The organism is Thermoleptolyngbya sp. M55_K2018_002 (genome assembly GCF_015295965.1).
GTDB lineage: Bacteria > Cyanobacteriota > Cyanobacteriia > Elainellales > Elainellaceae > Thermoleptolyngbya > Thermoleptolyngbya sichuanensis.
Genome location: NZ_DVEA01000058.1, coordinates 16770 through 29450, shown reverse-complemented (window position 1 = coordinate 29450; position 12681 = coordinate 16770). Strand labels below are relative to the sequence as shown.

Below are 12681 nucleotides of genomic sequence, written 5' to 3'. Positions count from 1 at the left end.
CACGTTTACCGGCACGGAACCCTGTCAAGCCACCGTTACGATTCAAAATAAGACGGTACAGGTGCAGTCAGGTCTGGTGGGAAATGCCAATCTTTCGGTCATTGCTGATAGTAAGACCTGGCTCAGATTCATTGCAAAAGAGCAAAATCTAATCTGGGCGCTGCTGCTCCGAAAAATTCGCATCCAGGGTTCGCCTCGCCTGCTCCAGGCATTTGGAAAATGCTTTCCCACATAATCTGCCCAAGTTTTGCGAGATGCTTCAGGGCGATCGCCAAAAGTCTTGATGCACCTGCATGATTTCAGCTTCCAGCGCATCGAACGGGCCCCACACGCGGATGGGCTTTTGGCCAGCGGCAAACACCTGGCGACAGGGCAGGCTCAGCGTCGGGTTTTGCGCGTCGCTGCCCGTCAGCGCCAGCAGGCTGGTTTCGGCAATGCCATAGACCAAGCGCCCAATGTTGCCCCAGTACTGGGTTCCCGCACACATAACGCAGGGTTCGGCGGTGGTGTAAAGCGTGCAGTTCCACAGATACTCTGGGCTGAAATTAGTGCTGGCAACCCGCACCAGCACCGACTCGGCGTGGTTCACTGGGTTGACATTGCCCTGCTCCAGCAGCACGGTTTCGTGATCCGGCGCGACCAGAATTGCCCCGAAGGGATGATGCCCAAAGCCCCTAGCGCGGAGGGCGATCGCATTGGCCCGCCGCAGATGATGCAGCATTTGCGCTGTCGTGGGGTCTGGATGGTCGAAGGTGTAAGGCATAAGGCATACGTCTTTCTCAAAATTCGCGCTTACACCACACTCAGCGCGACTCCGCAAAATTAAGCTCGCCCATGACCGACTATATCCCGGCTTCGCCCCGCCAATTTGTCACCCAGCGAGCATCCGAAGCCAGGGAGTATTGCTTAATCCATCAGACTGTACTCTATCTATCGCCATGAGGTTGACCCGAATGTTGCTTGACGAGGATTCCGCTTGCACTGGCTTGCCCACCGGCCCGGGCGCTCAGAAAAACTTGCGGCAAAGCTGGCGATCGCCCTCGTTCAGGGTCGGATGGGTTTTAAAGTAATCCCGCAGCCAGTTGCAGCCATAGCGCATCAAATCCAGATCCAGCAGAGAATCCATATTCCAGATAATGGCTACCCGGTCTTCGCCCCCCGATACCACCGTCTTTCCATCGGGGCTAAAGGCAATCGATCGCACGCCCGAATTGTGCCCTTGCAGATTAACCAAGCGCCCGGTGGTGCGGTTCCACACGGTCACGGTGTTGTCCATGTTGCCGACTGCGACCTGCTGACCGTCTGGACTGATGGCTACCCGCGACAGGCCCAGCCCGTCTACCTCAACTGCTTCTAGTAGTTCTCCCGTGCGGCTCCATCGCCTAATTGTGCGATCGCGCCCCGTAGACACCAGCCAAGTTCCATCTGGGCTAAACGCCACCCCCCACACGGCCCCCATATGGTCTGCCAGGGTTAGCCGCGGTTCTGGGGATAGCCGTCCATCCAGTTCCAGACCCCACACTTTAACCGTGCGGTCAATAGCCGCGGTCGCCACCTGCTGACCATCGGGGCTAAAGGCCACGCTCCAGATCCGCGATGCCGGATGCACCAGAATCGATTGGTGTGGTGCAAATGAACCGTCTGCCCTGCGCGTCCAGAGCCGCAGGGCCCCGTCGTCTCCTACGGAGGCAATGTGTCGTCCGTCGGGGCTATACTGCACGCTCATAATGGAAGCCGTGTGGCCTGAAAGCGCTGTTGTAGTGCGGCTTTGTAGGTCAAGCAAGTAAAGGTCTGTGTCTGCACTACCCAGGGCCAGGGTTTTGCCATCTGGGGCAAATGCGCCGGAGTTGAGACGTTCTGGCAAACTGAATCGATTGACTAGTTCTCCATCCGATCGCCAGAGGTGAACCTGCGTTCCAGAGATGGTCGCCAATAGCAGTGGCTCTCCGGGTGATTGAGGCCTATAGGCGACTTGATTAACAACTTCTGGTAGCCCAATCAGGGGGATCGAGAACGACGACGGTTTCCACAGCTTGACTTGTCCATCTTCTGATGCAGAAGCAATAGTCTGGTTGTCCGCTGCGATCGCCACACTCCGAACAACTGCCCGATGGCCTTGAAACGTTCTCAACGGGGTTCCGTTGCTCCGCCAGAGCTTGACTGTGCGGTCGGCGCTGGCGGAGGCGAGGGTTCTGCCGTCGGCGCTAAAGCGAACCTGCAACACTTCGGCGTTATGACCTTCCAGGGTTTTAGAGAGGCGACCGGCCCGGCTCCAAAACCGGATTTGACTATCCCCACTGCCCGTGGCAATCACTTGCCCATTCGGGCTGTAGGCAACGCTCCACACAGGCGTATCGCTGACCTGGATAGACCGGATCAACGTGCCATCCACTGTCCAGAAAGTCAGTTTTCCGTCGGTGCTGCCTGATGCAATTTGCTGCCCATCGGGGCTAAACACGGCCTGCCAGGTGGCCGCATCGTAGCCCGTCAGGGTGCGAACCAGGCTGCCGTCGGCAACGCGCCAGAGCTTGAGCGTGCGATCGCCACTGGCAGACACCAAAAAGCGACTATCCGGGCTAAACGTGACGTTCCACACCGGGGCCGTATGCCCTTTCAGCGTCAAGCTAACCGTGCCATCCAGAGTCCACAATTGCACCATGCCGTCTACATTCGCCGCTGCCACAAACTGGCTATTGGGGCTGATGTGGATACCGTGGGGCGTGGCGCTGGTAGACAGGGTGCGAACCAGGGTTCCGTCGGGCTTCCAGAGCTTGACCGTGCGATCGGTGCCCCCCGATGCAATCCACTTGCCATCGGCACTCTGGTCTACCGCCAGGACTCCCCCCTGATGACCAACCAGGCGATTCGTTTCATCTGCACCCTGAACCGCTTGCGCCAAAACCTTGTCAGTTTTCGCATCCAGATCTTGGCGCAGGGTGGGGTCGAGGAATAGCAGCGATTGAAATTTGTGACGCGCCTGCATCGCCTGGAACAGTGCATCGAGCCGCTGGTGTGAGGCGTAGTTACCCCTGGAAGCAGCAGCGATCGCCCGCACCTCGCTCACCGCCGACCGCTGATAGGCACTCAGCGCCGCCAAGCCAGACATCACCGCAGCGCCCAGCGCAATGCCCATGCCCAACAATAGCCGCCGCTGGCTGCGAGAACTCTGGCGCTCTAGCTCTAGCCGTGTCTCGACTTCATGCAGCCGTTCTGCTTCAAGCTGCTGCTGCATGATGCGCCGATCTAGCCCCTGGCTGGCTGCCAAAAACTGATAATCCAAATCGCTCAGGCTTTTGCCCCGGGCCCATTCGGCTGCCGCCTGGAGCGCTTGCCCCCGCAGCAGCCGCGATTCGTCCTGAAAGCCAGAATCCACCCAGGCATTGAGCGATTGGGCATAGGGGCGCAGCCGATCCAACTGCGTGTTGACCCAGGCTTCATCAAACACGGCCCTGTAAATGCGGTTTTTGACGCGCAGGATGCCGTTGTGTTTTTCCAACAGGCCAGACAGGAGGAGGTGGGTTTGTTCGGGAGAGTCGGGTAGGATTTGGATTTTAGGTTTTGGATGGGTGGCGGTGGATGGTTCCCATCGGGAGTCTGCAAAAGGTGGAGGCGCTAGAAACTCCATGTCGGCAGTCTCTTGCTGCAAGATTTGCTGATAGAGGCCCAGGAGGCGACTGGCAGTTTGTTCGTTAAACAAAAGGCGATCGCGGATCGTCTTCAGATGTTCTGGCTCGTCTTGCGATTCCCAGTGCTGGAGAATGCGCGATCGCACCAGTTGATCAATCCACAGCGCTTCAGTGCCCGGTGGCAGCACGAGCTTGCCCGATGGAGCCTCCAGCGCAGTCTGCACCACCAGATGGCAGAGCTTTTGGGTCAGAAACGGCTGTCCGTTGGTCCAATCCAGAATCGCCCGCACCACAGCAGACGGCTGGCTGACAATCCCCACCAGCCCTTCGATTAGCGGGTCAACTTCATCTGGCTGAAACCCAAATAGCTCGATCGCCGTGCCAATGTTGAACGGGGTTCGACGCTTGTCGTCAATCAGGTCAGAGGGCGTGGCTACGCCAAACAGCGCGAAGCTCAACTGCTGAAACAGCGGATTGTGCGATCGTTGATTATAGCAATGCCGAATCCAGGCAAAGAAATCGCTCACGCCGAAGGGCAGACTCAGCAGGCCGTCGATTTCATCAATCAGAACTACAATGGGCTGCTGCCCCGACCGAAACGCCAGGGCATCTTCCACAAACTGATGCAACTGTTGCACAGGCGAGAGGTCGGCATGGTCATCCCGCCACTGCTTCAAGCTAAGCTGGCCATCCAGACCTACGCCGTGGTGCAGGGTCGTGATAATGCCGCGATACCACTGGAGCGGTGTCAGGTTTTCGCTGCCTAGTTGCGTAATGTCGAGATAGATGCAGAGATAGCCCGCTTTTTGAAGACGAGCGCTGGTGCGCTGGAGCAGCGACGACTTGCCCATCTGCCGCGAATTCAGCACATAGCAAAACTCGCCCCGACCCAGCGCTTGATAGAGATGCTCATCGGCCTGGCGAACTACATACGTTGGGTCGCTGGCGCGGAGGCTGCCGCCGACCTGATATCTCATGGCAAGGGCGACTCCGATAGAAACTGCTGCCGGAAGTAGTGGTGATACAACCGACAGCGCGACAGCACACGATTCCCGCAGGGATCGCTCCGCGAATCGCCCTCATAGCGCAGCAAGCCCCGACTTTCTAGCCGATAGGCATGGAGTGGGTCTAGCAGCACGCTCTGAGGCGGATCTGGCAGCACGACTGCCCGAAGCGCCGCCAGCAGGTCTGGATATTGTTGCATCGTCACCCAGTGTCGCCACAGGTATGGACGAAAAATGCCGCCCGTGGCGATCGCCCCTTGCACCAACTGCGGCAGCGACAGTCCATAGATGCAAATGTGATAGAGTGCCATCCGCACCAGCGCCGGATGCCCCCCGATCAGGTCAATCAATTGCTCCACCTCATCCATGCCCCAGGGCAGCCCGTGCCGCTGCGCCAAATCTAGCACCTGCTCAGCCGAGAACTCCGGCAGCCGCAGCGGTAAGCCAATATTAAAGGGCGACTGATTGATATCCAGCGCTACATACTCTTCTGTAGAATAGACCACCACTAGGCGCAGTTTTCGCAGCGCCGTATCTCGCCGCGACTCCTCATACCACGAGCGCAGCAGCGGAAAAAAGTCCTGGGCAAAGGCCGTATGCTCAAAAAATCGATCGACCTCGTTCAGCACTAGCACAACGGGCGCGTCGAGTTGCTTGAGTAGATAGGTTTTCAAATAAAAGCTACAGCTGAGCTTGCTGCCAATGTCTTCATCCCAATAGTCCTCCAGGTCTGGCGGAATATGAAGCGCCTGCGCCAGCCGCAGACAAAAGCTCCGCAAGAACTTGTTGAGATCATTCAGCAGCGACGAGTCAAACTGATTGCAATCCAGCGTCACCGTGCGATAGCCCTGCGCTTCGGCTACCGTCAGCAGGCGCAGAGTCAGCGAGGTCTTGCCCATGCCGCGTGAGGCACGAATGCGAACAACGCAACCGGGCTGGGAAATTTCCTGATAGGCCAGCGCCTCGATGGGCGGGCGATCGACGTAAAAGGGTGAGTCGAGCGGCACGGGCCCGTCGGGATAGGGCTGCGCCCCCGGTGGCAGTGGGGTTTGAGCTGCCGTTGGGCTTGTTTCGAGGCTGTTGACTGTAGAAGAGGCGGGCGAAGAATCGGGCGCACTGGGCAAATTCTGGGGAACTGGTCTGGTTTCGGCTCCGCAAGAGGGAGTGGCGCTGAGATGATTCGGCTCATTGACGGTGGCTTCAGGTTCCGCCAAATCGCCGACGACAACGTAATCCCCAGACTGCAAATCTAAATTAAAGCTACTAAAGCAGAGGTGCAGCGTTCTCCGATCGAGTCCGGAGTTGAGGGACCAGAGGCGGCTGAGGGTTTTCGTAGATACCCGAATCCGATCGCCCAGATCTTCTAATGTAAAGCGTTCACCATTATTTTCTGCGATTTCTACAGCGGCGATCGCCGCTTGCAACCGCTTCAGCCCTGTATGGGTCAGCACTACTCCTCGCCGTCGTTTCATTTTCGACTGCTTCGCTGCACCTGATTTTGATATACGTGATATCGTCGCCCGATCTGCGTCCGTTGTCGCCATAGCCCCTTTTATTCCGCCAATCCCAATGATAGACATGCGGAGCAAGCGACCTGCCGTACACTACCGCCAGAGATCCGCTTTCTAAATTCAGGTTTAACGCAGGCGATCGCCCGCTTCGTTGACCCATTAGGCCAGTTTTTTGGCCGCTCAGCCCTAATACCCATTCATCTTACCCGCAAATCTTCTGTAAAAACTTTAGAGAAATCCCCGATAAGTTTCCTAACTGTCTCTACTATGCAACACCTCCCTTTACAACAGAAGTCCAGCACAGACATCCGGCTATGAAATTAGATTTCTATCATTGCAAGCGATATCCGATGCTATTTCAGAAGGGTACCTCGAAAAATTCAGATTCTCTTGAGAATGGCTGCGAGAAAACGAGGGTTTCAGGCTACTGAAATTCTCAATAAGGCAATTAATCGAGGTTCCCAGAAAAGATAGCTTTCGGAAAAGATAGCTCGGTTTCCCTGTTTTTGCTGAGGCAGGCTTCCGGCCATTAAGCGCTTAGTAAATAGGTTTGTAGGCAAGCTCTCATCTCACAGCCCCCAGGAATCGAGGCAACTCCGTACGGGCAAAACAACGGTGAGTAAATTTGTAACATCCTTGTTGTACGGACTGCATTTTGGACTTTCTTCTGTAAAACCTCGCACCCGTTTGGGCATCCCCTTGGAATTGTGGGTATCCTAATTTTAACGAGAATCTTCGAAATATAGCCTTATTTGATATTTTCAAGCCATTTTCGACATTTCAGAAACTCTGTCAACCTCCTAAAGGGTGACTATTTTTACCAAACTCCTTATCTTTACATCCCTTATCTCTAAATCTGTGTTTGTTGCTCGATTTGCCCTTTAAGCTGTTTTCTCCGACTGGCGGTTTCTCCCTAGACTGAGTTCAGTGCGTTTCTTGTTTGTTTGCGGTTTGGTAGCAAAATGTTTAATCCATTGAAGGGTCTTCTATCGTCTGAGCAGTATATCCCCCACGGGCATTGCTATCTCTGGCAAACCCCGCTGGTTAGCTTGCATGTGGTCAGCGATGCTCTGGTGGCGATCGCCTATTTCTCCATTCCAGCAATCCTGATTTACTTCGTCCGCAAGCGCGAAGACTTGCCCTTTCCCAGGGTGTTTTTCCTCTTCAGCGCGTTTATCGTGCTGTGTGGCATTGGGCACCTGTTCGACATTTGGACGCTGTGGCATCCAGACTACTGGCTTTCGGGGTTGGAGCGGGCGCTAACTGCATTTGTCTCCTGTTACACCGCGATTCAGCTTGTGGAACTGGTGCCGCAGTTTTTATCCCTCAAAAGCCCTGAGCAGCTAGAGCGGCTAAACCGTCAGCTTGCCGCCGAAGTGGAGCAGCGCAAACAGGCAGAGTCTTTGCTGGAGGTGCGGGTGCAGGAGCGCACCAGCGAACTGCTGAAAACCAACGAGGCAATGCGTCAGGAGATCGAGGAGCGCACCATTGCCGAGCGCAAGCTACAGCAGTCGTTTGAGCGGGAACAGGCGATCGCCCGCGTGGTGCAGCGGATGCGCCAGAGCCTCAGCCTTAGCCATATTTTTGAAACGACCACCCACGAACTGCGGCAAACCCTGGCGTGCGATCGCACCCTAATTTATCGATTCAACCCAGACTGGAGCGGCGCAGTGGTTGCCGAATCGGTCGCCGACGGCTGGAGCAAAATTGTCGTGCCGCCGGAATCTGCTTCCCAGGCTTCCCAAAACGAGTCTCATGCATCTCGTCCACAGGGCACAGCGGGTCAGCAGGCTGACCCTGACAGACTGATCGACCAGTCGGGCTGCACAGTCAGGCAGTTTGATGGCACAGAAACCCTGATCCAGGACACCTATCTGCAAAACACCGGCGGCGGCATCTATCGGCAAAAGACCAGCGCATACTGCTGCGTTCCCGATATCTACACGGCGGGCTTTTCACCCTGCTATATCAATGTTTTAGAAACCTTGCAGGCCCGCGCCTACACCATCGTTCCCATCTTTTGCCACAATCAGCTTTGGGGTCTGCTTGCCGCCTATCAAAACAGCGCTCCGCGCCAGTGGCAAGACAGCGAAGTCCAGATGATTCTGCAAATTGGCAGTCAGCTTGGGGTTGCCGTGCAGCAGGCAGAACTGCTGGCCCAAACTCAGACCCAGGCAGACGACTTGCAGCGGGCAAAAGACCAGGCCGATGCCGCAAATCGGTCAAAGAGCGAGTTTTTGGCCAACATGAGTCACGAACTGCGGACTCCGCTGAATGCCATCCTGGGTCTTAGTCAGCTACTCAGCCTCGATCACAGCCTTCATCAAGACTATCGGCATGACCTAGATACCATTCAAGCCAGCGGGGAGCATTTGCTCCACTTGATCAACGACGTGCTGGAAATGTCGAAGATTGAGGCGGGGCGACTCACCATTCAGGAGAGCGTGGTGAACCTCCAGGATTTGCTCAACAGTTTGCAGAGTATGCTGCAAGTCCGGGCAAATGCGAAAGGGCTGCGGCTCGTGTTTAAGCTAGATGCGGATCTGCCCGTGGCGATCGCCACCGATGAAGGCAAACTGCGCCAGGTTCTTATTAACCTGCTGGGCAACGCGATCAAATTTACAGAAGAAGGTAGCGTAACGCTACGAGTTCGTGCAGTCCTGCATTCCAGCGATTTGGCAGCCTCGGATCTGCTAGCGTTCTACCGTTCACCTACCGACTTGTATCTAGGTTCTATAGATGCAGCGGCTCATTCTACAGCCCACGCTGAAGCCCATTCCGAAGGAGCGGTGAAGCTGGCAACGCAATCCGGACTCAGCCCAACAGCATCCCACTTGCCGTCCAATTCCGAATCAGGCAATGCTGCTGCTCAGAAATACACGCCCATGTATCTGGTGTTTGAAGTGGAGGACACGGGCTATGGCATCGCTGAAGACGAGCTAGACCAGCTATTCAAGCCCTTCAAACAGACTCGCAGCGGCATGAACGCTTCAGAAGGAACCGGCCTGGGGCTGACCATCAGCCGCAAGTATATACAGATGATGGGGGGCGACATCACGGCTCGCAGCACGCTGGGGCAAGGCAGCGTGTTTACCTTCTGCATCCAGGCAGATGCGGTGGATGAATTCCTTTGCGTCCCCGAAACGACGGAGCCAAAAGGACGGGTATTGGGGTTGGCAATGGATCAGCCCACCTGCCGCCTGCTGGTGGTAGAAGATCATCCGGTGAATCGAGATTTGCTGATCCGGTTGCTCAGTATTCATGGATTTGAGGTGCAGCAGGCGACCAATGGGCAAGAGGCGATCGCCCTCTGGAAAGCCTGGCGACCCCACCTCATTCTGATGGATATGCGAATGCCCGTGATGAATGGCTACGAGGCAACTCGGCAGATTCGTCAGGAAGAAGAGAAACTGTTAGACACTGACCCCACCGCCAGCCGCACCTGCATCATCGCCCTCACGGCCAGCGCCTTCCGAGAGCAGCGCCAGGAGATTCTCAATATGGGCTGCGACGACTTTATCAGCAAGCCCTTTAAGCGAGAGCAAATCTTTGAGGCGATCGCCCGCCATCTCTCTGTACGCTATGTCTACGACGATGTTCCATCAGAACATGCAGCGGGCAGCGCCAGCGCAACCCTCCCTATGCAGCTAGAGCCGGAGCAGTTTCAGTCGATTCCAACTTCCTGGATTGCCAATCTTCATCAGGCTGCCCTCCAGGGAAACGACCTGCGGATTTTAGACCTGTTGGGCGAACTTTCTTCCGATCAAGCCGAACTGCATCAAACCTTGTCTTACCTGGCCCAAGAATTTCAATTCGACAAAATTCTGGCGGCGACTCAGCCGCTTCTTCCTAATGCTGCATCCTAATCCCCTGATGGCTGAGACATCTCAGCACACCAGTATGCCAGACTCTATGCCCAACGCCACCCTAAACCCATTGTTCATCTCAGTGTCGGAGCAACCGCCGAATTCACCCCGACCCGATCTGCTGATCGTGGACGACATCCCTGATAACATCCGCTTTTTGTCAAAATTTCTGATGGCGCAGGGCTACGAAGTCCGCAAAGCCACCAGCGGGGCAATGGCACTGCGGGCGATCGCCGCCTTGCTGCCAGACCTGATCTTACTCGATGTCAACATGGGCGAGATGAACGGCTATGAACTCTGCGCCAAACTCAAAGAAAACCCTGATACTCAGCACATCCCTATCATTTTCCTCAGTGCAGGCAGCGATGCCCTGGATAAAGTGCAGGCCTTCAAGGTCGGCGGCTCAGACTACATCACCAAGCCCTTCCAGCTTGAGGAAGTGCTGGTGCGGATTCAGACCCAACTCATGTTGCGATCGCTTCAGGAATCGCAAAAAACTCAAAACCAAAAGCTGCGGCAGACCCTGGAAGATCTCAAACGAGCGCAGGCAAGCCTGATCCAGCAGGAAAAAATGTCTACCCTGAAAAAGGTTGTGGCTGGGGTCGCCCATGAAGTCAACAACCCGCTGAACTTTATTTCTGGCAACGTCGAGCCAGCCCGCCAGTACGTACAAAACATCCTGAAGTTGGCCAAGCTCTACCAGCAACACTACCCAGACCCCCCCGCCGCCATCCGCAACTTCCAGACCGAGGTTGATCTAGATTTTGTTGTTGACGACCTGAACAATATTTTGCAGTCGATGAAAACAGGCGCAGCCCGCATCAAAACTGTCGTGTCGGCGCTGCGTAGCTTTACCCATCTGGACGAAGCCGGCCTCAAGCGCATCAGCCTGCAAGATACAGTAGAAACGGTCTTAACCCTCCTCCGCTATCGTCTGGAAAACCGCTCCACAGACACGACCATTCAGGTTCGCAAACACTATCAGCCTATTCCCTTGGTCAATTGCTACGCTGAGCAAATCAGTCAGGCAATTTTTAACCTACTGGTCAATGCTGTCGATGCTGTCGAAGCAAAGCTAGACCATCTGGAGAAAAATCCCTCAGAGGTTCCCTACACGCCAGAGGTCGTAATCACGATTCAACAAGAGTCGGAGCGGCGCGTCCTGCTCCAGATTCAAGACAACGGCATCGGTCTTTCCCAGGAAAAGCAGAGCCGTTTGTTTGAACCATTTTTTAGCACCAAGCCTGCGGGGAAAGGGCTGGGGCTGGGGCTAGTGACGACTCGCCGCATTATTGAGGAGCAACACTACGGGCACCTCACCTATGCCTTCGAGGATCATTGCACTACATTTTCAATTTCCATACCCATCAGCGATCTCGCGCTCTCTCCTGTCTCTCGCCCTTAGAACAGGCGCACTATTTTCTCTTTATAGAGAGCAGCTTCAGGGTGCCTTCAGTTTGTAGGTCTGGCTTGGCGGCGTTGGTTTTGTGCCGCTGCAATGCCCGATCGAACCGATTAGTATGCATCTTAAATATATTAAATATCTTAAATGTCTCCAAGACTCACGCGCTTGCGATGAGTTTTCTGGGTTTTGGACGATTTCTCGCGAATTGTCCAACTGCGTAAGTCCCATGCAAGCTGACCTATCTGAGATTATTCTGACAGTACCTGTATAACAGTACCTGTATATACGCCCCTAAATGCCTACTATAAATTACTCTAAATATAGATAAACCTATACAGCGGGTAACATTATGTCTTTATGTCTTTTGGCAATCCCCCGAATGGATGACTTAAATTTCCAAACTGCTATGTTTTTTTTCACCTAAAGATGGGATTGTATTAGGGAGTAATTCGATCTAAAACCGCTTTGCAAATGGGGCAGGTGCGTTTTTGCGGGTTGCAGGGTTCGTGTCTAGGTGTGTCTGTTTTCGGGTTCAGTTCGTTCAAGAAGGTTTGTTCTCTTTTTTGTGCGGTTTCTCAACTCTATGTCGACTGTTTTGGCAAGGTATGTAAGCCTGCTGGCAGTGTCTTGGCATTTTAGGATTCGAGTCAATTTGGAGTTGGGAACGAAGCGTGAGTAGTCCGTATGCCGCACGGCACGTTTTTGACATTTCTTTCACCAAGCGAGATACATAAGCAAAATACACGAGCAGTCTCAGGTCGTGGCGTTGCCGGGTGTTGGTCTTTGATCACACTTATGGGTTTGCCCTCTGCAGGCGTTGTGGCGCAGTTTACAGACTCTAGTGAGAGCGCTGTCTTCGCAGCAGGTCTTTGCTTTACCCCAATGGCACGACTTTTGAGCTTAGTTCTGACTTTCGACTATCAGAGCGGTTGTCGGTTTGTCTGACCGATGTTGCTGTGTTGAAAACGTGAGCCAGCCCAGATCGGGTAATGGCTCAGGCTTATGTAGTTGGTTAATTGTGCTATGAAATGTCCTCAATGCGGTTCAAACCAGATTCGGAAGAATGGCCATCGCCAAGGAAAACAAAATTACCTTTGCAAGTGCTGTGGTCGCCAGTTTGTAGAGTTCTATTCCCAGCGGGGATACTCTGAAGATGCCCGCCAGATTTGTCTGCGGATGCATCGCTCTGGCATTAACTTTCACGAGATTGAGCGGCTGACGGGCATTAATCACAACACAGTGATTAACTGGGTGAAACAGCAAGAGATG

At 54.6% G+C, this 12681-nt stretch carries 6 protein-coding genes and 1 pseudogene; 4 read left to right on the top strand and 3 right to left on the bottom strand.

The genetic code is table 11. The features are described 5' to 3' along the window. Positions 1-235: SCP2 sterol-binding domain-containing protein (locus tag IGS51_RS02865; protein ID WP_297075645.1), on the top strand; the 235-nt coding region annotated here is incomplete at its 5' end. Between the two features lie 24 nt (positions 236-259). Here the strand turns inward: IGS51_RS02865 and IGS51_RS02860 are convergent. The 3 genes from IGS51_RS02860 to IGS51_RS02850 all read right to left on the bottom strand — a co-directional run bounded on the left by IGS51_RS02860 (position 260) and on the right by IGS51_RS02850 (position 6102). Further along, positions 260-763: a nucleoside deaminase gene (locus IGS51_RS02860; protein WP_297075642.1), complete on the bottom strand. Its 504-nt coding sequence runs from the start codon at positions 761-763 to the stop codon at positions 260-262. A gap of 243 nt (positions 764-1006) precedes the next feature. Next, positions 1007-4603 carry an AAA-like domain-containing protein gene (locus tag IGS51_RS02855; RefSeq protein WP_297075639.1) on the bottom strand — a complete coding sequence of 1199 codons (3597 nt, stop codon included), beginning with the start codon at positions 4601-4603 and terminating at the stop codon, positions 1007-1009. Then, positions 4600-6102, bottom strand: a complete 1503-nt coding sequence (locus IGS51_RS02850; protein ID WP_297075637.1) for an AAA-like domain-containing protein — start codon at positions 6100-6102, stop codon at positions 4600-4602. Before IGS51_RS02850 ends, IGS51_RS02855 begins: the two co-directional genes overlap by 4 nt. Positions 6103-7103: 1001 nt before the next feature. Between IGS51_RS02850 and IGS51_RS02845 the strand changes: the two genes are divergently transcribed. From IGS51_RS02845 to IGS51_RS02835, 3 genes and pseudogenes are all read left to right on the top strand, one after another. Continuing rightward, positions 7104-10007, top strand: coding sequence for a response regulator (locus IGS51_RS02845; RefSeq protein WP_297075635.1), 2904 nt, complete (start codon positions 7104-7106; stop codon positions 10005-10007). Between the two features lie 7 nt (positions 10008-10014). Continuing rightward, on the top strand, positions 10015-11412 hold the full coding sequence (locus IGS51_RS02840) for a response regulator (RefSeq protein ID WP_297075633.1): 1398 nt from the start codon (positions 10015-10017) through the stop codon (positions 11410-11412). A 1023-nt stretch (positions 11413-12435) separates the two neighbouring features. Then, positions 12436-12672 (top strand): annotated as a pseudogene (locus tag IGS51_RS02835) (IS1 family transposase); the annotation flags it as partial. Positions 12673-12681 lie beyond the last annotated feature (9 nt).

What these genes read in the sequence shown, in the direction of transcription:
- IGS51_RS02860 (WP_297075642.1), bottom strand. Translation starts at nt 763, where the DNA reads ATGCCTTACACCTTCGACCATCCAGACCCCACGACAGCGCAAATGCTG.
- IGS51_RS02855 (WP_297075639.1), bottom strand. Translation starts at nt 4,603, where the DNA reads ATGAGATATCAGGTCGGCGGCAGCCTCCGCGCCAGCGACCCAACGTAT.
- IGS51_RS02850 (WP_297075637.1), bottom strand. Translation starts at nt 6,102, where the DNA reads ATGAAACGACGGCGAGGAGTAGTGCTGACCCATACAGGGCTGAAGCGG.
- IGS51_RS02845 (WP_297075635.1), top strand. Translation starts at nt 7,104, where the DNA reads ATGTTTAATCCATTGAAGGGTCTTCTATCGTCTGAGCAGTATATCCCC.
- IGS51_RS02840 (WP_297075633.1), top strand. Translation starts at nt 10,015, where the DNA reads ATGGCTGAGACATCTCAGCACACCAGTATGCCAGACTCTATGCCCAAC.